This is a genomic window from Pseudomonas sp. ABC1 (assembly GCF_013395055.1).
Classification (GTDB): Bacteria; Pseudomonadota; Gammaproteobacteria; order Pseudomonadales; family Pseudomonadaceae; genus Stutzerimonas.
On the sequence record NZ_CP058349.1, the window covers coordinates 770,139 to 788,659 of the forward strand.

General features: G+C 56.2%; 29 protein-coding genes, 1 tRNA gene and 1 pseudogene. 7 read left to right on the top strand and 24 right to left on the bottom strand.

Annotated features, from left to right (window positions below):
* The first annotated feature begins 48 nt into the window (after positions 1-48).
* From dapE to HW090_RS03265, 4 genes are all read left to right on the top strand, one after another.
* Complete coding sequence (gene dapE / locus HW090_RS03250) at positions 49-1,197, top strand: succinyl-diaminopimelate desuccinylase (RefSeq protein WP_179112132.1); 1,149 nt, start codon at positions 49-51, stop codon at positions 1,195-1,197.
* Positions 1,191-1,994: a putative RNA methyltransferase gene (locus HW090_RS03255; protein ID WP_179112133.1), complete on the top strand. Its 804-nt coding sequence runs from the start codon at positions 1,191-1,193 to the stop codon at positions 1,992-1,994. The genes dapE and HW090_RS03255 overlap by 7 nt, the downstream gene beginning before the upstream one ends.
* A 27-nt stretch (positions 1,995-2,021) precedes the next feature.
* The gene (locus tag HW090_RS03260) at positions 2,022-2,393 is read left to right on the top strand and encodes a hypothetical protein (RefSeq protein WP_179112134.1); all 372 of its coding nucleotides are present in this window, start codon (positions 2,022-2,024) and stop codon (positions 2,391-2,393) included.
* A 95-nt stretch (positions 2,394-2,488) separates the two neighbouring features.
* A tRNA-Met gene (locus HW090_RS03265) sits at positions 2,489-2,565 on the top strand.
* Positions 2,566-2,589: 24 nt separating this feature from the next.
* On the opposite strand, the gene HW090_RS03270 is transcribed toward HW090_RS03265, so the two are convergent.
* The 21 genes and pseudogenes from HW090_RS03270 to HW090_RS03370 all read right to left on the bottom strand — a co-directional run bounded on the left by HW090_RS03270 (position 2,590) and on the right by HW090_RS03370 (position 14,452).
* Positions 2,590-3,624, bottom strand: coding sequence for a tyrosine-type recombinase/integrase (locus tag HW090_RS03270; protein ID WP_179112135.1), 1,035 nt, complete (start codon positions 3,622-3,624; stop codon positions 2,590-2,592).
* Positions 3,621-4,901, bottom strand: coding sequence for a hypothetical protein (locus tag HW090_RS03275; RefSeq protein ID WP_179112136.1), 1,281 nt, complete (start codon positions 4,899-4,901; stop codon positions 3,621-3,623). The genes HW090_RS03270 and HW090_RS03275 overlap by 4 nt, the downstream gene beginning before the upstream one ends.
* 457 nt (positions 4,902-5,358) lie before the next feature.
* Positions 5,359-5,745, bottom strand: a complete 387-nt coding sequence (locus HW090_RS03280) for a hypothetical protein (RefSeq protein WP_179112137.1) — start codon at positions 5,743-5,745, stop codon at positions 5,359-5,361.
* Positions 5,738-5,986 (bottom strand): hypothetical protein, encoded by a 249-nt coding sequence (locus HW090_RS03285; RefSeq protein ID WP_179112138.1) that lies wholly within the window; start codon positions 5,984-5,986, stop codon positions 5,738-5,740. Before HW090_RS03285 ends, HW090_RS03280 begins: the two co-directional genes overlap by 8 nt.
* Positions 5,979-6,260, bottom strand: coding sequence for a DNA-binding protein (locus HW090_RS03290; protein ID WP_256930731.1), 282 nt, complete (start codon positions 6,258-6,260; stop codon positions 5,979-5,981). Before HW090_RS03290 ends, HW090_RS03285 begins: the two co-directional genes overlap by 8 nt.
* Positions 6,261-6,748: 488 nt before the next feature.
* Complete coding sequence (locus tag HW090_RS03295) at positions 6,749-8,023, bottom strand: hypothetical protein (RefSeq protein WP_179112139.1); 1,275 nt, start codon at positions 8,021-8,023, stop codon at positions 6,749-6,751.
* Between the two features lie 46 nt (positions 8,024-8,069).
* Positions 8,070-8,357 carry a HigA family addiction module antitoxin gene (locus HW090_RS03300; protein WP_179112140.1) on the bottom strand — a complete coding sequence of 96 codons (288 nt, stop codon included), beginning with the start codon at positions 8,355-8,357 and terminating at the stop codon, positions 8,070-8,072.
* The gene (locus HW090_RS03305; RefSeq protein WP_179112141.1) at positions 8,357-8,635 is read right to left on the bottom strand and encodes a type II toxin-antitoxin system RelE/ParE family toxin; all 279 of its coding nucleotides are present in this window, start codon (positions 8,633-8,635) and stop codon (positions 8,357-8,359) included. Before HW090_RS03305 ends, HW090_RS03300 begins: the two co-directional genes overlap by 1 nt.
* 284 nt (positions 8,636-8,919) lie before the next feature.
* Positions 8,920-9,123, bottom strand: a pseudogene (locus HW090_RS03310) (tyrosine-type recombinase/integrase); the annotation flags it as partial.
* 10 nt (positions 9,124-9,133) lie between these two features.
* On the bottom strand, positions 9,134-9,841 hold the full coding sequence (locus HW090_RS03315) for a DnaB-like helicase C-terminal domain-containing protein (protein WP_179112142.1): 708 nt from the start codon (positions 9,839-9,841) through the stop codon (positions 9,134-9,136).
* Between the two features lie 69 nt (positions 9,842-9,910).
* Positions 9,911-10,339 (bottom strand): DnaB-like helicase N-terminal domain-containing protein, encoded by a 429-nt coding sequence (locus HW090_RS03320; protein ID WP_179112143.1) that lies wholly within the window; start codon positions 10,337-10,339, stop codon positions 9,911-9,913.
* Complete coding sequence (locus HW090_RS03325; protein WP_256930732.1) at positions 10,336-10,944, bottom strand: ATP-binding protein; 609 nt, start codon at positions 10,942-10,944, stop codon at positions 10,336-10,338. The genes HW090_RS03320 and HW090_RS03325 overlap by 4 nt, the downstream gene beginning before the upstream one ends.
* A 163-nt stretch (positions 10,945-11,107) precedes the next feature.
* Positions 11,108-12,001, bottom strand: coding sequence for a phage replication protein (locus HW090_RS03330; protein WP_179112144.1), 894 nt, complete (start codon positions 11,999-12,001; stop codon positions 11,108-11,110).
* The gene (locus HW090_RS03335) at positions 12,001-12,222 is read right to left on the bottom strand and encodes a hypothetical protein (RefSeq protein ID WP_179112145.1); all 222 of its coding nucleotides are present in this window, start codon (positions 12,220-12,222) and stop codon (positions 12,001-12,003) included. Before HW090_RS03335 ends, HW090_RS03330 begins: the two co-directional genes overlap by 1 nt.
* Positions 12,219-12,452, bottom strand: a complete 234-nt coding sequence (locus HW090_RS03340; RefSeq protein ID WP_179112146.1) for a hypothetical protein — start codon at positions 12,450-12,452, stop codon at positions 12,219-12,221. Before HW090_RS03340 ends, HW090_RS03335 begins: the two co-directional genes overlap by 4 nt.
* Positions 12,442-12,858, bottom strand: a complete 417-nt coding sequence (locus tag HW090_RS03345) for a hypothetical protein (protein ID WP_179112147.1) — start codon at positions 12,856-12,858, stop codon at positions 12,442-12,444. The genes HW090_RS03340 and HW090_RS03345 overlap by 11 nt, the downstream gene beginning before the upstream one ends.
* A complete protein-coding gene (locus HW090_RS03350; protein ID WP_179112148.1) occupies positions 12,855-13,289 on the bottom strand; it encodes a hypothetical protein in 435 nt (144 codons plus the stop codon). The genes HW090_RS03345 and HW090_RS03350 overlap by 4 nt, the downstream gene beginning before the upstream one ends.
* 3 nt (positions 13,290-13,292) lie before the next feature.
* Positions 13,293-13,670 (bottom strand): DUF3077 domain-containing protein, encoded by a 378-nt coding sequence (locus HW090_RS03355; RefSeq protein ID WP_179112149.1) that lies wholly within the window; start codon positions 13,668-13,670, stop codon positions 13,293-13,295.
* Positions 13,667-13,900 (bottom strand): hypothetical protein, encoded by a 234-nt coding sequence (locus HW090_RS03360; protein WP_179112150.1) that lies wholly within the window; start codon positions 13,898-13,900, stop codon positions 13,667-13,669. Before HW090_RS03360 ends, HW090_RS03355 begins: the two co-directional genes overlap by 4 nt.
* A complete protein-coding gene (locus HW090_RS03365) occupies positions 13,897-14,166 on the bottom strand; it encodes an AlpA family phage regulatory protein (RefSeq protein WP_256930734.1) in 270 nt (89 codons plus the stop codon). Before HW090_RS03365 ends, HW090_RS03360 begins: the two co-directional genes overlap by 4 nt.
* Positions 14,167-14,248: 82 nt before the next feature.
* A complete protein-coding gene (locus tag HW090_RS03370; RefSeq protein WP_179112151.1) occupies positions 14,249-14,452 on the bottom strand; it encodes a helix-turn-helix domain-containing protein in 204 nt (67 codons plus the stop codon).
* A gap of 185 nt (positions 14,453-14,637) precedes the next feature.
* Between HW090_RS03370 and HW090_RS03375 the strand changes: the two genes are divergently transcribed.
* Entirely contained in the window at positions 14,638-15,123 is a 486-nt protein-coding gene (locus HW090_RS03375; RefSeq protein WP_179112152.1) for a hypothetical protein, read from the top strand.
* A 123-nt stretch (positions 15,124-15,246) separates the two neighbouring features.
* Here the strand turns inward: HW090_RS03375 and HW090_RS03380 are convergent, their stop codons facing one another.
* Positions 15,247-16,095, bottom strand: a complete 849-nt coding sequence (locus tag HW090_RS03380) for a DUF6387 family protein (RefSeq protein ID WP_179112153.1) — start codon at positions 16,093-16,095, stop codon at positions 15,247-15,249.
* Positions 16,096-16,210: 115 nt separating this feature from the next.
* On the bottom strand, positions 16,211-16,426 hold the full coding sequence (locus HW090_RS03385; protein ID WP_179112154.1) for a hypothetical protein: 216 nt from the start codon (positions 16,424-16,426) through the stop codon (positions 16,211-16,213).
* 207 nt (positions 16,427-16,633) lie between these two features.
* Between HW090_RS03385 and HW090_RS03390 the strand changes: the two genes are divergently transcribed.
* Positions 16,634-16,942 (top strand): hypothetical protein, encoded by a 309-nt coding sequence (locus HW090_RS03390; RefSeq protein WP_179112155.1) that lies wholly within the window; start codon positions 16,634-16,636, stop codon positions 16,940-16,942.
* A gap of 506 nt (positions 16,943-17,448) precedes the next feature.
* Positions 17,449-18,021 carry a DUF4760 domain-containing protein gene (locus tag HW090_RS03395; protein ID WP_179112156.1) on the top strand — a complete coding sequence of 191 codons (573 nt, stop codon included), beginning with the start codon at positions 17,449-17,451 and terminating at the stop codon, positions 18,019-18,021.
* Between the two features lie 280 nt (positions 18,022-18,301).
* Here the strand turns inward: HW090_RS03395 and HW090_RS03400 are convergent, their stop codons facing one another.
* Positions 18,302-18,508, bottom strand: coding sequence for a hypothetical protein (locus HW090_RS03400; protein WP_179112157.1), 207 nt, complete (start codon positions 18,506-18,508; stop codon positions 18,302-18,304).
* Positions 18,509-18,521: the final 13 nt, after the last annotated feature.

Sequence of the window (18,521 nt, forward strand, 5' to 3'; positions counted from 1 at the left end):
CTTTTTAATTTAATATGACGCCCCTTTCCACCCGCCCCAGGAGCCATGATGAGCGCTGCAACCCTGTCCCCTACCGTGCAACTCGCCTGCGAGCTGATCGACCGCCCATCGGTGACACCACGGGACGAAGGGTGCCAGCAACTGCTCGCTGAACGGCTGGCAGCGTGTGGCTTCGCCATCGAGCGGATGGATATCGAAGACGTACAGAACCTCTGGGCGGTACATGGCGAACAAGGCCCGGTGCTGTGCTTCGCCGGCCACACCGACGTAGTCCCGACTGGCCCGGAAACCGCCTGGAGCACACCGCCGTTCAAGGCCCAGGTAGATGCCCAGGGCATGCTGCGTGGGCGCGGCGCAGCCGATATGAAAGGCAGCATCGCCGCCATGGTGACCGCAGTGGAGCGCTTCACGCGGGACTATCCCGAGCACACCGGGCAAATCGCCTTCCTCATCACCAGCGACGAAGAAGGTCCGGCTCACCACGGCACCAAGGCTGTGGTCGAGCGCCTGCGCGAGCGCCAACAACGCCTGGACTGGTGCATCGTCGGCGAGCCGTCCAGCACCGAAAAGGTCGGGGACGTGGTCAAGAATGGCCGACGCGGCTCCCTCGGCGGCACCCTGACCGTGCGCGGCAAGCAAGGTCACGTCGCCTATCCGCACCTGGCACACAACCCCATCCACCTGGCCGCGCCGGCCCTGGCCGAGCTGGCTGCCGAACACTGGGACGCCGGCAACGCCTTCTTCCCGCCGACCAGCTTCCAGATCTCCAACCTGAATGCGGGCACCGGCGCCACCAATGTCATCCCCGGCACCCTGAAGGCCCTGTTCAACTTCCGCTTCTCCACCGAATCCACCGTCGAAGACCTCAAGCGCCGTACCGCCGAGATCTTCGACAGGCACGGCCTCGACTGGGCCGTCGACTGGGAGTTGTCCGGCCTGCCCTTCCTCACGGAACCCGGTGCCCTGCTCGATGCCGTCGCCGCCAGCATCCGCGACATCACAGGCCGCGAGACCACCCCGAGCACCAGCGGCGGCACCTCCGACGGGCGCTTCATCGCCACACTGGGCACGCAGGTGGTGGAACTGGGGCCGGTCAACGCCACCATCCACCAGGTGGACGAACACATCCTGGCCAGCGACCTCGACCTGCTCGCCGACATCTACTACCAGACCCTGAAGCGCCTGCTCGCATGCTGACCTGCCCGATCTGCCAGGGGCCTCTGCAGCCGCAGGAAAACAGCGTCGTCTGCCCGTCCAACCATCGCTTCGACCGGGCACGCCAGGGCTACCTCAACCTGCTGCCAGTGCAGCACAAGAACAGTCGCGACCCTGGCGACAACCTGGCCATGGTCGAGGCTCGGCGCCGCTTCCTCGAAGCGGGACACTACGCGCCGCTGGCCTCGCGTCTGGCGCAACTGGCCGCAGAACGCCAACCCAGGCACTGGCTGGACATCGGCTGCGGCGAGGGCTACTACAGCGCCCTGATCGCCCAGGCGCTGCCGGCTGCCGAAGGCTATGCCCTGGACATTTCCCGCGAGGCGGTGAAACGCGCCTGCAAGCGCGCGCCGTCAGTCGAGTGGCTGGTCGCCAGCATGGCTCGCATCCCACTTGCAGACGCCAGTTGCGACTTGCTGGCCAGTGTCTTCAGCCCCCTCGACTGGCAGGAGGCCCGGCGCCTGCTGCCTTCCGGTGGTGGCCTGCTGCGCATGGGACCAACCCGCGAGCACCTGCTGGAACTGCGCCAACGCCTGTACGACGAAGTGCGTGACTACGACGACGAAAAGCATCTGTCGCTGATTCCACACGGCATGCACCTGGCCCACAGCGAAACCCTCACCTACGAACTTCACTTGGCCGACGCACAAGCCCGTGCGGACCTGCTGGCCATGACCCCTCACGGCTGGCGCGCCAGCGCCGAACGCCGCACCGCCGTGATCGAAAGCCCCCTGACCGTACGGGTTGCGATACGCTACGACTGGATTCAGCGGGACTGACCCCAACCACCTGCAAGGCACGCCGACATGCGCCAACCCGATATCGAGATCTACCTCAAGGACGCCAGCCAGCAAGCCGTCAACGACTGGCTGCAGCAGGCGATTGGCGCCTGCACGCCCTGGCAGCAGAAAGGCCAGACCTTCAAATGCAGCGCAAACGGCATCCCCGTGACCTGGCTGCCACGCGCCGTAGGCAAATGGCATTGCCTGCTACTGGAAAGCACCACTACCCCCTGGCCCGACGACCTTGCCTGCGCCCATGCCGCCTACCAGGCCCTCGGCGTTGAAATCCGTTGCGCCCCTGGCGGCTGGCAGGAAGAAGAAGCCTTGGAAGAAGCCGACCGCTGGATCAGTGTCAGCCAGAACGGCGAGCAGGAAATCCGCTGGCACACCGACTGACAGCCATGTACATAAGCATTTGAAAAAACACGGATAAATTATTGAAACAGAGGGTTGACAGCCTCAACCAAGACGAGAATAATGCGCGCCACGTTGGCTACGTAGCTCAGCTGGTTAGAGCATAGCATTCATAATGCTGGGGTCCGGGGTTCAAGTCCCTGCGTAGCCACCAAACAAATCAAAGGGTTAGCTTAGGCTAGCCCTTTTTTGTTTCTGGCACTGTCCCAGCAGCGTCCCAATCTTGTCTCAAACTTCCCGCAGACTCCAGCAGAGCAAGCGGCGAAAGCATCAATGCGGTTGCGAAGTGGTCAGGCGCGAGGTGCGAATATCGCATGGTCATCTTGATATCGCCATGCCCCAGGATTCGTTGCAACGCAATCAGGCTCCCGCCACGCATCATGTAATGACTCGCGAAGGTATGCCGCAAGATATGCGTCAACTGCCCAGGCGTGTTCAGCTCTGTCCGCTCATACGCCTTACGGAAGGCTCCCCGGCAACTGCTGAATAGTCGTCCTGCCCCTGGATACCCACGCTCCAGGATCAAACGCTCAAGCTCTGGCGGGATCGGCACCGACCGACTCTTTCCGTTCTTGGTCCTGACAAAACGCACCTGGCCATTGCTCAGGTTCGCCCGCGTAATCGACTCAGCCTCATCCCATCGAGCACCGGTTGCCAGACAGAGCTTTGCAACAGGCAAGGTATGGCTGTTCATCGAGGCGGCGCACTCATCCAGCACAAGGCGGCACTCTTCCAGGCTCAGATAGGTTAGTTCGACCTCATCGACCTTGAGCTGGCGAAGGCTTCCCACTGGATTGCCCTGATGCCATACGCCAAGGCGTATCAACTCGTTGAACACCGACTTGAGATAACGATGCTCATGATTCACGGTCGATGCCGTGCAGGTCTTCAAACGCTCGGCCCGGTAACGACTGAAATCCAACGCGGTCAGTTCAGACGCGATGGGATCGCCCAGCCCCTGGACTACTGCCATTGTCCGCGGCAAACGGTATGGGTCTTTGAGCGTACACCCATGCAACTCATGCCAGACCTTTACCAGATCAGACAGGCGCTCTCCTGGATCACGTCCACGCATGGAGTAGTCGCGCTTTAACTCAGACACCCAGCGCTCAGCCTCAGCTTTGGTCCTGAATCCTTTCTTGCGCTTGCGAATCCCCGCCGTACGATCCAGCCAGAAGTCCGCATCCCAACCCGATGCGCCTTTGACGATCATATGGCCCTGCCCCACCTGACATGGCGCTCTTGCATGAGCGTTTCGATATGCTCCAGCAATTGGCCTTCACTTACGCCTTTTGCCGCGTAATGCTCCCGAATGACGCGCCAACAGTCCCAGCGTTTTAGGGTGGTGAAAGCCTTTTTTGCTGGGACACGCTCCCGGGCCAGCAGGCTGATGAAGTTGCCCAGGAATAGTTCGACGTTCTTGCCCGAGAAGCCCCGTGCCGTCTTGTAGTCACGGCGATACTCAGTGTCATTGAGCAGCGAGAAAACCGGTAGATCGACCTTCACATCCTCCCGGACCAGGGTCCAGATCGGCTCGAAGTAACCAGGGCGAGCCAGCAGCTTGAACTGGCGCAAACCGTAACGCCACAGGCCGTCCAGGTGCCCCGAGAAGGCCGCATAGGAAGTGGTGTCGATGATTCCCCCGGTTCGCAGATCATACGATCCGTTGGCGAACTGCTGGACGATGGAGTGGTGGTAACGAAGCTCCACCCGCCATACGTCCTGTTGAGGATCATAGTTGTCTGAGTCGCCATCATCGAAACTATCACGGCGCTTCCATACGCCCTCCCAGTAGTCGAGCTTATCGGTCGCCCTGGCCTGCTCGGTCTTGTTGTAGATGGCCAACTGGACGCCACCCGCCGAGCCAAACATGAAGGTCTCGCCACGACCGTAGACGCTGCTTTTCGTCTCCCAATGAAGCTCATTGATCCCTGAGATATCACGGACGGTACGGGCACGGCAGTGCATCCGGGCCACCATATCCGCTGGAGGCACCCAACCTTGCAGATCAAGAGCAAGGTGCACCGCGCACTGGTTTTGCTCCAGATTGCTCAGCACGGCCCCTGCTAGCCCATCCAGGCGGGTCTGTAAGCTGTCTGGCGACTGGCTGTCGATCACATGGGGTGACACCTCAATCTTGAGGTGCGGCCCGATGTTCTCGATCTTGGAGTTGAAGTTTTTGATGAGCAGGATGAAACCAAGATCGGCATTCTGCAGCTTGTACTGGTAGCCCGAGTCTCGCCCTACCCGACCGGCATGCCACGTCTCCCCTGCAAACTCGACCAGGGTGCCCGGCTTCTCAAACAAACCCATGACCTCTGGACGGATCATACCCCGGTACAGCTGGCGGACCGTATCGACGCCGCAACGTAGCAGGCGGACGCGCGAAAGATCGGCCACACCCTGGCCCTGGAAGTCAAAGAACAAACGGCCAGTCGCAGACTGCTCGCCGGTTTGACGATTCACTCTGATGAAATCTTTAGCTGCCATTGCTTTATCCCTTTATTGAAGATTAACCATTACTTTGAAAAGAGTTTCTAAGACGTGTTACAGGGACGTCACGGGCGCGCCGCCGCGCAAGTCGCTCGTCCCTCGCTACCTACCCACCGCCGCGCCCGCTCCCGTCTTCGCCATCCATCCAACCGATGGAAAAGGAATGCCCTGGAGCACCACCGCCAGCCACCAGAGAACCCCAGGACAAGGACATACCCAGGGCGAACAGGAGGGCCAACAGGAGCGGCAGCGTTTCAGGGGATGGAGGGAGTAACCAGAGGCGGCTACGGCGCACAGGGAGGCGCGACAAACATCGAGGACAGTGGCGCAGCGAGTGGTTCAACACCAAGGGCTTTGCCCTTGTCATCCAACTCTTGCCGCCGAGGGCTCGGGAGCGCGGGGCGATGAAGCCACCCCACACTCCCGCATGCAGGCTATTCATGATCGCGTAGCGTCAAGGGTGCGCTGCGCCCGTGCTTCCGTTCGTCGGAACGTGCCCGTTCCGACGAGCCGGGAGCGCGGCCCTTGACCCCACAGCGTTAGGGAGGGCTATGCGGCCCAGTACGTTGCCGGAACCATGCCGGTCGCGGTACCGCATCACCCTGATCGTACGAATGCACGCGAAGAACAGTTCGTTGGGATACTTATCAAGACCACCCAGCCGCAGGGTCATGAAGTAAGAGTTTTCATACACACCGCTAATGGGCAGCACCACACCGACAATATGCAGGCACGACCAGAAAGGCTTCGGCACATCATCCCAAACCTGTTCTACCAAGACAGTCTGGCCGACATAGTCCATGGCATTGGAGGCGTTCAAGATAGGATTGGGGCTATTCATGGCTGTAGTCCCCCACCTTGAAGTCCACCTTGCCGTTCAGTAGGTCCTGGCGAAGCTGGCGGACATTCACCATGCGGAAGTCTGAAAGGACCACGCTTGGAAGCGTGCCGTTCTTCACCCATTCCGCGACCTCCTCAACAGGGATACCGCTGGCCATGGCGAAGGTCACGATGCTGCAAAGGTCGCCAATCGAGGTTCCCAGCGCCACCACATTGCCGTGTTGTGCATTTTCCTTACTCATCGACGTAGTCTCCCTGCGCGAAGATGGTTTTGCCCTTTGCCAAGTCAGTACGAATTTGAGCGAGGTTGACTACACGCGGCCGGCCCATTTTCACGCTCGGGACCGTCCCGCTCTGCATCCAGGAGATCACGGTGTCAACGCTGACACCCAGCATGGCCGCATACACCTCTTTGCTACACATGAGGGCATTGCGACAGTCGAGGTAGATCACTCGCTTTCCATCGATGTCGAAGCTGACGTCAAAAGGTGGTTCGCTTAGATGCTGTATGGACATGCCTATCCCTGCCTCTGAAATGCTCATAAACTGTGGTTAAGGGTATTTATGCATGACGAAATATTCGTCAACAAGAGAAACTATACATGACGAAATATTCGTCGTGACGAAAATTTCGTCATTTTATAGACGGTTTTAGAATATGGAAGAAAGGCTAAGAGAGGTCGTTAGGCATATAGGCCCATCAGCCTTGGCCAAGAGCACGGCCATCAGCGATCGTCGACGGTGGCAGACCGTGGCGACAGACATCAGAACCAAGACCAGGGTGGAGGACCTGTCCGCGCTGCTGGCGGCATATCCTGAGTACGAGCTGTACATTGTTCGAGGGGAGGTTGACCCATCCCGAGGACAGATCAGTCCAGCTTACGCCGAAGCAGACCTAAAATTGGCAGGACAAGAAGCGGGCAGCAGGTAACAGCGGAAGTGGCCCAGCGATGGTTCGCCAATAAAAGAGGCCTTACCATACAGACTAATAAGAGCTGACTTAATTAATACTGGGGATAAAGAATACTACCTAGAGAGTTTTGAAGTATAAGCCACTGACCACCAGCACATGATCTAACACAGCTGTACCCAGCTCTGTCTACATAAGACAAATGAATATCTAATTGCACGTCTTTTTCTGGAAATCTCAAAATTGTTTTTAACACACTAACTGAAGGAGAAGTATCTATTAGTGACACTATATTAAAGGAAGCTAGATTTAGCTTGGAATAGTCATTTTTTACATCGCCGGCGCACTTCCCTCTTGGTTCACCGAGACAATGGCGCAAGACTTCAGCCATTAATCCATACCTTTTATTTTTCCAACTCTCTAGAAAGCTCCAGAGAGTTAATTCAGGTGTACCTTGAGGAATAGTGCCCACCCCTTCTGACACAGGAAGATGACTCAACTCGTTTGGCTGCCTAGGCAGCCATTCTTGGAATAGTTTTTTTACAACCTCTCTTTTTTCCTTTCTCTCAATTAGCTCAAGCAATGACAAGTCATCTTTACTTTTGGGCGGACTCTTCTTGCCTTCGATAACTGAGTCAGCCCAGTCTTTAATTGCAAAAAGCGCAGCCCAGCATTTGGCCGACACTAACTTATTATCAAATACTAGATCACGGCCATGAAGAATTCCATTTCTGTAAGGGATAGTTATTTCTTCCTCGGTTGTAATAAATCTACCCTTAGAGAAAAGGGAAGCTAGAACCTGCAGACCCGAACTGTGAGCGGCAACTGAGTCCCAAGCAGTCAAATCCGTAGAGCTTGCAAAAAAACCAATACTCTTTGTCACGTCATTGACAATCCCATCTAGCAGAATAAGCAGAAGAGGGACACATGCGTGGTACCTCTCATTCAAATAGTCAACCTTTGCTAAATTTATGAGCCTTAATCGTGAAGCAAAAGCTTCTGGATAATGAAACCCCCTTGATGCCCAATCTAAAAAAGCCTCATCATAAGCATTTGCAAGATATTTTTCAGCGCAACTTATTCCAGTTTCGTCATGAATCCTAATAGCCTCCCTAGCAATATCAATTGGCATCGACTCATAAGCAATCCAGCCTACAGCGGAGAATCTTTTATTGAATCCATCTGGAATATAGGGCGCATCCATATCAATCTTGCTTTTTGAAAGCTCATCAAAGACACCTTGAAAACCTGGATATTTCTCTCTTAATTGTGGAATAAGGTTATACAAGCACTCGAAAACTTCGACACCGTTAACCAGATTTCTTACTTCCACATAAGATGGATTATCTTGAATCTTTTTGTTAGTCATGAAATTCGGCAGAGTTTCGAAGCTGGAAGCTAAAAATCAAATTCATTCAGGCAAACGCCAATCTTCCCACCTGCTGCAGATCCACATGCTGGCGAGCATTCCATAGATCGTAAGTATCCTGCATGGCTAGCCAACTTTCAGGCGAGCGACCAAGCGCTACCGAAAGGCGTAGGGCCATTTCCGGCGTTACACGGCTAGTGCCCTTGAGCACACGGCTCAGGGTCGAGGGTGCTACGCGCAGCTTTTCGGCCAGTTCACGACCGCTGATGCCATTCGGCTCCAAGTAGATATCGGTGATGAATTCACCAGGATGGGGTGGGTTATGCATATTCATCAGTGGTAATCCTCATAGTCCAGAACATAAGCGTTTCCGTCGCGAAACTCGAACGTCAGCCGCCAGTTGCCGTTCACCATGATCGACCAGCGCCCTCGCATTTCTCCCTTGAGTGGATGCAAGCGGAAGCCAGGGATATCCATATCGTCTACCGTCATAGCCGTGTCCAAGGCCGCCAACTGCATCCGCAGCCGTTTGGCATGGGAAGGTTGCACCCCAGCCGTACTACCCGTTTCGAAGAGCTTGCGTAGCCCTTTGTGCTGGAAAGACTTGATCATAGAAGCAATATACCGTGTTGCGCATCACGCAACAACCAAGGTAAAACAAAGGCGTGTCCCAAAAGCACTTGCAACCCACCATGGACGACACCTAACCACATCATTGCTACCCGCAAAGCCCCATTTTTACTGACATTCACGCTCTACAACAGGCAGTTGCCTCATTTCATAATGCTGGGGTCCGGGGTTCAAGTCCCTGCGTAGCCACCAAACAAATCAAAGGGTTAGCTTAGGCTAGCCCTTTTTTGTTTTTGTCGGTAGCCCAAGAATAGCCCAAAAGTAGCCTACACCCCTCCCAATTGAGCCAACGGCGAAAAGCGCAAAGCACTCGCCAGATGGTCAGGCGACAGATGCGAATAGCGCATCGTCATCTTGATATCACCGTGGCCCAAAATACGTTGCAGCGTCAGGATATCCCCTCCCCCCATCATGAAGTGGCTGGCAAAGGTATGCCGGAGAATGTGCGTCAGTTGCCCATGGAATGCGCATATCAAACCCTCAAGACGTTTTCTGGCTGGTCTTCCAGTCTCTAGCCTGCTCAATCTGCCCGGAATCACGAAGATCACTGGCCTGCGGGCGCCTGGACTTACCCGTGCGCTTGGTCGATTCGCGGTTGAGCTGTGCCAACACCAGCACCGGGATGCCCAGCTCCTTCGACAGGTTCTTCAGCGACGTGGAGACAGCGCCGATTGCCTCGGCCCGGTTCCCCGCTCGGCCACTGGTGGCGATCAGTCCGATGTAATCCACCACCAGCACATCCAGCCCATGCTGGCGTTGCACCTGCCGCGCAATGCTGCGGATCCGTACCACCGTCAGGCCTGGGCGATCACACAGGTACAACTCGACCGGGTTCAGCTTGCCTACAGCGGCGGTGATCCTCGGCCAATCGTCGTCCGTCAGCAGAGCGGCATCGTCCAGGCGGCGCAGGTCAATACTGCCAACCGAGGCGATACCACGGGTGGTCAGCTCCTCCTTGGTCATCTCAAGGCTGAATACCAACCCCACACCGGAACCACTCAGCACGATGCTCTGAGCGATCTTCTGCAGCCCCAGGGTGGTCTTGCCTTCCCCCGGGCGTCCGGCAATCACCACCATCGACTTGCGCCGCAGTCCACCGCCAATCAGCCGGTCCAGATCGAGCAGGCCAGTGGACAGGTGTGGCACCCTGCGACCACTGAGGTCGTTGTCGATACGGTCGACCACCATCGGCAATACCTCACCGATCCGATAGACCTCCTGATCCTCCTCACCCAGGTCGCGCAGGTCAGCCAGCGCCTACTGGGCCTGGGCGACGATTTCCGGCACTGGCCGGTTCTCATGGGCCAGCTCATGCACGGTGCTGGCAGCCGCCACCACCTGGCGCAATACGGCCAGGCCATGCAGATGCTTGGCGTAGACCTTCCAGTTCGCCGCGGACGGTACGTTTTTGCTGATCTCGCCCGCATAGGCCAGCGTGCTCTCACCGCTGGGCAGCAGGCGCCGGGTGATTCCTACCGTCACCGGGTCCACTGGCATCCCTTCGCTGCTGCTGTCCTCAATCGCCAGGAACAGCGCGGCGTTGTCCTCGATGAAGAAATCGCCCGAGTCCACCTCGCCCAGGATCTGCTCCACCAGGCCATCGTCCTTGCGCAGGGAGGCCAGCATGACCGCACCCAACACACCATGCTCGGCCTCCAGGCTGTACAGCTCGCGTCTCTCGCTCATGCCAGCCCCCGCTCAGAGTCCCAACGCAGCAGCACCACCTGGCCACCACCTTCGCAGAGGCGGTCCACCACACGGTCACCGACGCACTTGCGCAGCTCCAGGATGTTCAGGTTCGAGATGGCGACGGTCGGCAGGCCGCGCTCGTAGCGGGCATTGATCACCTCGAACAGCACCTGCCGCTCGAAGTCCGTGTCGCGCTGCACGCCGATCTCGTCGATCACCAGCAGGCCCGGCATGCACAGCTCGGTGTACACATCATCCTCGCTACGTTCGGACTTGCCGAAGGTCGCCTTCACCGCCCGGATGATCCCGGGAGCCGACACGTAACGCCCGGCCACGCCATGCTGGCCGTAATCGCGCACCACCCGCTGCAACACCGCGCAGCCCAGATGCGTCTTGCCGGTACCCATGGCGCCGAGCAGCAGCATCGAACGACCGGCACGCAGGCCATCGCCGAAATGCTCTGCGTATTCCCAGCAGGCCTGCAGCACACCGGCCTGCTTGGCATGGCGGTCGGTACGGTAGTTCGCCAGGGTAGCCGGGCGGAACCGGGGTGGAATCCCGGTATCCAGCAGGCGCTGGTTCAGGTCACGGTCGGCCTGCACCTGCGACGCATCGCGGCTCGCCGATTCGTCGGAGGAGTTCTTTGCGTCGAAGTGGCAACGCGGGCAACCACGCCACCGAATTGTTCGATCAGGTGGTCGTCGAAGTCCCCATGCGCTTCGCAGACCTGATGGGGCTTGGTTGTCAGGGTGTACTTGGGAGCGCTCATGCTCGCTGCCTCGCTATCCGGTAGGTGCCATCGGGCTGTTGCTCAAGCCCGGCTTCGTGGTCGATCTGGTCCAGGTCGGTGAAGCGCGACGGAGGGTGGTGAGTGTTCTGCGTGGACAGCTCGTCCTCCCAGCGCTTGCCGTTCAGCCACGACGCAGGCAACGGCACGAACTGGCCTGCATCCTTGAGCCAGTCAGGCTGCTGGCAGTGCTTTGGCAACGCCGCCATGGCCGCCTGGCGCTGGAGGGTGTTCAGCTTGCGCCAGGCCTTCTCGGCGTCGGCTCGCTTCTGCCGCTTCGGGTACAGCCGGTAGAACTGATCGAAGCCCTCCAGCGGATCAGGCTTCGGGGTGGCAGGTTTGACTTTCCCCTGCCCCTCGCTGGAGATCTGTTCCGGTGCGGGAACGTCCTGGCCGGCTTGCCCGGTCTGGACATGCTCTTCTCTGGTATCAGGAATCAGAGAATCCGGAATCAGAGAATCAGGCGATCTTGGCGATGGCTCATCACTGCCTTGGATGTGCTCAGGCACCACCTTGGCGCTGCTTTGTTCTGGAGCGGCTGTTTTGTAGGCAAAGCCAGGAAGGTTGCTGGCCTGTTCACGGACATGCGGAGTCTGGTGCTTGGCGAAGTTCAGTACCTGGATGAGTTTGACCCCGTCCACGTCATATCGCAGGATGAAACCTGCCCTGGCCAGGTTGTCCAGCATCAGGTCGGCGTCGACACTATCGTAGGGCAATGCCTCGGCCTTGATCCGCTTTGGGCGATCCTCCAAACGCCCTTCCCGGTCCGCCAACATCCACAGATAGATGAACAGAAGGCGCTCAAAAGGATCCAGCTCTACCAGATCCTCGTTGGCCATGATGGAAGGCTTGATATTGCGGGCACGAGCCATCAAACGTCCCCCTGGCTTTTCAGGTGCAAACGTCTGTAGAGCTCATCGACAACGGAGAGAGTGCGGCTGATCTCTGGGCAAGGGCATCCACGTTCCTCAATCAGGGCTCCCATGGCAATGTTGGCCAGCACCACCAGGCTGAAATCCTTCATGTCCCGGATGGGCGGCTCCTGCTCCTCGAACCGAGCCCGCTGTGTGCCAGGAAATGGAATTACGCTCATATGTCGAGCTCCCGGGTAACCCGCTGCACGAAGGCGTCGTAGCTCTCCACCATCTCGAAACCCTGCCCCTCCAGCTCACGGCGATTGCGCTTGGCGGATTCGTAGAGTTTCCAACGCTCGTGCTCGGGCAGATGGGTGAAACCCGCATAGCTGGGCCAGGGGCCGGCTATGGTGCGACCAGGAAGGGGCTGGACCGTCTTAGGCTGTTGAGGGGATCGTTCAATGCCCATCGCAACCTCCTTCGTAGATGCGATAAGCCCTGCGTGAAACCGTCATCGGGCCTGATATGCTGAACAGCACTGTGCTCTGCTCGAAGTCGGCCTCAAGTACCTTGGCAAGCATGCCTGGGTCGGAGCGCCGTGCCGGATCGAGAGAATCAGCACCATCGTTCAGCAAGTCAGGTGCCAACAGCTCGGCCAATTCGGACTTGGCGATTGCGAAGGCCCGCAGAATCCAGCCAGCAACCTGCTCAGCCTCCGTATTACCTACGCCCTCTTCTTTCATATCCAGTTCGCATTTCTGCGCAGCATCGAATCCAACACTCATGAGCTTGGCCAATAGGCTTTCCAGCAACAGGAAGTGTTCATTGCCAATAGGTGAGCTAGCAGAGTGGTCGCCAGCAGCTATCAGACTCATCGCGCCCCCCCGGCCATAGCAACAAGCTGGTCGGGAGTTGCACCGGTCATAGCTGATAGGCGAGCAAACACATCCTTGTGAAAAAAAATACAACTTGCCCCGGGAAAGTTGACCGCAGTTAGCGCCATCAGCGCACCGATAGCTCTCTGGGCGTGCATCAATCGTTTCTGGACATCTGGCTCGCGCTCAACGCGCCAGACGAAGTCGTCAAGGATCTCGCTATGGTCTGCCTTGCGAAGGCCATAGTTGAACGATCCATACAGGCGAGCAGGAGTGTCAGGAATTGGTAAGTCTTTCAACATTGATTGCCTGCCCGCACCTACGGACTGGCCAGAGATGGCGAGCACGACAGCATTGCCAGAAAAACCAAGTTGATTTTCTTTATGCAAAGGAATGCCCGCACCGCTGATGCGGCGTTTTTCGATAGCCATGGGTTACTCCTTGACTGACGGGGAGGCAGTGCTGCCTTGGTTGTTCAGTGAAGCGAGTTCTTTTGCAACACGATCAACTTTCTCAGAGGCGATCCACAAGGAGTCAACGGCTGCCTTTGCTGCCTTCAGGATGAAATGAACGCGCCAAGCATCGTTGTGTTGCAACTCCTTTTCTCCCATCGCCGCGTCGAGGATGGGCTCTTCGATCATGTCGAGCATGTCGGAGATACTGTTCAGCGCATCGGTCAAATCGACCCCGCCACTTACCTGGAACAGAAACTGCTCCTTTTCGACCCGGCCACTGCCGTAGAAGCGGGTACCTTCTACGGTTTTGACGTCGGGCTTGATCTGGATCGCTTTCGGTTCGACACGAGCATTCATTTCACACCCCCATCATTCATAGTCTCGACAGCAATGGCCAGGTCATAGCCCATAGCTTTAACGTAGGCAGCCAACGCCAGCGCCGCGTGGTGAAGGCCGTTCAGATCGGCAGCGGAGATGCGATACTCACGCCCATCTGCACAGAGCAGATTGCTGATGGTTTCCAGCCCGATGCCAGTTGCCACCAGGTCATTGCCGGTCTTTTCGGCCAAGCGAGTAAGATTGCTCATGCTGCCTCCCCGCGCAGGGCGCTACGGCTGCGAACCCAGTCCTGAACCTCGGCCAGCACCCAGCCGACTGGCGCTCCACGTTGCTTGCTGTCGCTCAGTGGCACTTGCCGGGGAAAAGTCGAATCGGACGCCAGGTATTTGTAGATCGTCGCCCGCTTCAGGCCGGTGATCTTTTCCACCTCAGGCATCCTGACAATGCGGGTGTTAGGGTCATCCAACGCAGAGCCTGCGTGGCTTTGCGGGTGTTCCGTGGTACCTTTCTTCATGACGTTGTTTCCCTCTCTGGTTTCGACGTTATCCAAAGCCCTGGGTGTTGGCGCACCTGGGGCTTTTTCATGCCTGTTGAATCTATTCACTCTTCCCTCCCCCCGCTAAGCCGTTGATCCAGCCCTCCAGATCGCAGGTCAAGATCAGGCGGCGCTTGCCACTCTTGAATGCCTTGAGCTCTCCTCGCGCAATAGCGGCATAGATCGCAGAGCGTGTGTGCCCAGTCATGCGACCAGCCTCTTCAGGGCCTACAGCAAGAGGAAAGATGATTGCTTCTTGAGCCATGGTGTTCTCCATCATGTGGCGACAGATATCTAGTCACCTATCGCAAGCATAGAACGCAAAATATAGTCATGCAAGCATTTGCTAAACAAACCACATGCAACCAGATTGACGGCACCTTGCTGGTAGGCCAAGCTTCAGCTGTTTGGTCTAAAAACGGCCTAAATTGACACGGCAGGAACATGCGGGTGGCTACCAAAACAACGAAACGGAAAGGCGAAACAAGTACGACAGTCAGCGTCGGTATTCGGATTGATCCCAAAATCAAATTTGCTTTGGACATGATGGGGCGAGAGCAAAAACGATCTCTTACGGCCGTTATCGAATGGGCAATCTCCAATGCAATAGCTCAACAGCACACTGGATCTTTCGGTGAGACGTTTTCTGAGCTAATTGACAAGATATGGTCAACTGATGAATCTACCCGCTTTGTCAAGATGGCTTTTTATATACCACAAGCACTTACCTACGATGAACTAAGAATATGGGAAACAATCAAGGCAAGCCCTTTCTTTTGGGAAATATATCCAGATGGGACATGGAGCACGACACCAGAACAAATAAATTATGCCTGGATTCGCTCTGCCTGGGACTCACTTCTTGAACATGTAGAGAAAAACAAAAACAGCCCGACTATCGTCCCAATTCGCGACAAAGACATAGTTCCATTTTAAGTCTTATTTTGTAGGCACGATTCTTTTTCTAGGACCACCTCACAAATGAACTTATAGCAAGACTACAGAAAAATGAAGCCTGCTATATGCCGAGGTTTGCCAGCCTAATTTTTCCGGAAAGATTCAGGCCTTGAATCTTTCCGAGTCAATTTCCAAAGCAACAAGCGCCTCCAACTCAGAAAGGCTCTTGATCAGGTCGCTCGCCAGCTTAGGAACAGTTTTCCGAAAGCTATCCCCTCCTTTTTTATAGCCTACGGCTTGCGCCATAATGTGGTGCGGAACCTGATAGTCATTCTCTTTTGACCACGTCAACAAATCCATATAAGGTAGCAAGCCATAGCGCTTCCAATCCCGGTATGATGGTTTCTCCCTCTTACAGGCATGACTAGGCCTCCGTGCCCTTTCCTCTTTGAGCCAACGCTCAAAAGAAGCAATCAACACAGAGTCTGTTGCACAAAGATCAACCTTAAGTACGGGGATAGATGAGTGGCCATTCATGTGGTAATCAAACTCGAAGAGAGGATTCGCTGGCAAATCCTCGTCCGGCCTTAACTCTTTATCTCCACGAACAACGCGCCACCAATCGCTTCTCTCTGGAATTTTTTCACCTTTCCTTCTAGCAATTTCATCCATGCATGCCTGTATTTTAAAATCTCGCCTAGTTACACGAGAAACGCTTAAACTAGGCCTAAAACAAGAGTCCGTCCGATTAAATCCTTGAAAACTCATCGGCTCCTGACGTACCGATTCCATCATTTCCTTCATAGACTCCTTCCACACATCAAGCACAATATCCCTTTCAACCTCATCCCTCGTATTGCATCCTTCATTGAAATCAGGATGCATACGCAAGATATCTACTCTTCTGTCTAGCTGGTAAAGCCATTCAGCACCATCAAAACTCTCACAATCTCCATACTTCTCTAGGTCATACCAAGTCGGCAGGTCATCTACCTGGTTAATCTTGACCATCCTCCCACCTCCCCAGGCGCCCCATTCTGAATAGACCGGCCACCCAGGCGGATGGGGAATCCGCTTTTCGCCCCGTCGGGCTAGGGTGGCCGAAACGCTTCATGCTGCAGTGAAGCTAGAACCCGGGGCCAGGTGTCGGACGGTATCCATCATCGAGTTCATCGACAGCAGCGACTGCCTCCTCAATCGAGCCATACAACCAAGTCGAGTCCGCACCTGGGCCGGTGATTACATAGCCGATCACCTCACGCTTACCATCAAGGTAGGTCTTTACCATCTCGACCACGCTGAACCGTCCTTTTGAACGAACCACGTTACCGCGCTGTGCCATGCTGCTCTCCTTCGCATTAAGCCGGATACTGGCTATCCGAACAGTGATGGCATACAGTCTATATCCGTTTATGCTTCCGCAACAGCAGAGGCAAGGATCTGCCGCCGCAGCGCTCAAAGCGACCATACGGCCCTACGAGGACTCCTAGCCGGACCATCCTCGGCCAGATCGCCTGAGGTGTGGGGACTTTTAAAAGGAAGACTTAACGTGACAGCAATCTGGAAGCTAAAGCACCGCAGGCTGCTTATGGCTGTAGTTCTCACTTTGCCTGCATGCTCAGCGTTTGGCCCGTTCAGTGAGTATGAAAAAGATCTGATCAACAGGCCTATTCCGGCAGATAAAAAGCAACGTGAGATCGAGTGCGGCATCATCCAGGCTCACTACAACTGGTCGCTGGCCATAATCGATCAGCGAGACAAGAACGGATGGGAGGATAAATCCTCGAAAGACGTGATTGTCGCGGACGCCTGGGCTGATCGTCTCCGGGCCAAGCGGCTTGGGTGCAGTGGATGGTGACTGCTTGATCAGTGCCCCACTGAGGGTGAGGGAGGCGGTGCGGGGCTGGTAGCGTGGAGTGCGAAACGGGTTTGACCACGCCCCCAGCCAGGCCATCTGGCGCGGCGGGGACCTTTAGGGCGTAGCCTGCTGAGGGGATGGGCACGGAGCTGGTGGCGTGGGGATGAGGTCGCCATGGCGGGAGCGGTCGCACCTTGGGAGTAGAGCGCCGATGATTAGCGACGAACTGGCCTGACATGCATTGGGAATCAAAAAAGTCAACGTTGAACTTATCCACAGCTTGATATACTAATTACGTGACTGGTTCGCCCGCACAAGAGCCAGCTAGGAGAGGGTGCCATGAAAGTGAGCGTAAAAATGATTGGGAAGCGTAAAGCAGGAAGCGTAATCAACCTATCCCTCAGAGACGAGTACGACGGAATCTAACCCCACGTGATACCTTGCGAAAAAGGAGGCGAAAGCCTCCTTTTTCGTAGAAGCCTGCCAACCAACAAGAATTACGAGAAATGGAAATCCTAGACCTTCTATGCAGATTTTCGGCTAGCACGGCAGCCAACAACCTGATCCTCTTGGGCGGCGTATGCGCTACCGTCCTGGCAATCAGGAGCGCGAAGACAGCAACCATTGCGACTCTCAATCAAAATAGAGAGTCGACATTGGCCACTCTGGATCATAATCGGACTGTGGCCAAGCAGAAGGAGACCGCTCTCCTTATGTTTAACTCGAGAACCGACGACATGCTACGTAGCGGTTACCGAACCATTCGCCAGCTCCACACCAGCCCGAATGACAACATAGTCACCTATGCGACCGACCCCGAGAAGAGAAATTCGGACGACGCAGACAAAATTCGCTACGTCCTCAACCACTGGGAGCGCACGGCGGTATGCGTTGCACACGAAATCTATTGCGAAGAGATTCTCAAGAACAGCATGTACACGACCGTTGTAAACGTATACGAGCAGGCAGAGCCGTTCATCCGTGAAATTCGCAAGGTCGCGGTAGCCGAAACTCTGTATCAGGACTTTGAGAAGATGGTAAAACGCTGGAAGGCTGCGCCGATCAAGAAGCAAGGATAACGCCTCCTGTCATATGCCCCGCCCTCGCAGGGCTTCTTGTTCCCACTCACCCCGTTCTGCTCCCCCATCACAGAACCGCCTGCCCTTCTGGCCCATGATTGAGCCCCCGGGACAACGCGCCACGATTTTGCACAGTCAGTAAACGTGGCGCGTGAGTAGCCAGTTGATTTCCCGCCTGCCCAGGAAAGAAACATCAGTACGTTCCGCGGCGTGTAGATGACGCACGACGTACTAAAGAGGGATGGCGCAGATTTGCTCCATCCTTCCGAGGGAACGGGCACTAGAGAACATCTCCCTCCTCAAACACGATATCGTCACCTACGACCTTAGCGCGGACTCTTGACTCGCCGGCATCAAGCCGGGCCTTGGCCAGTTGCACCAACTCCAGATCGTCCAGGCGTTCGACCATCGCTTCGGACACTTCAGCCTCAGAATCCTTCCTGGCTTCAGGCATGCAGGCGGCCATACCAGATAAGACGTGCCACACGTTAAAACTCCCT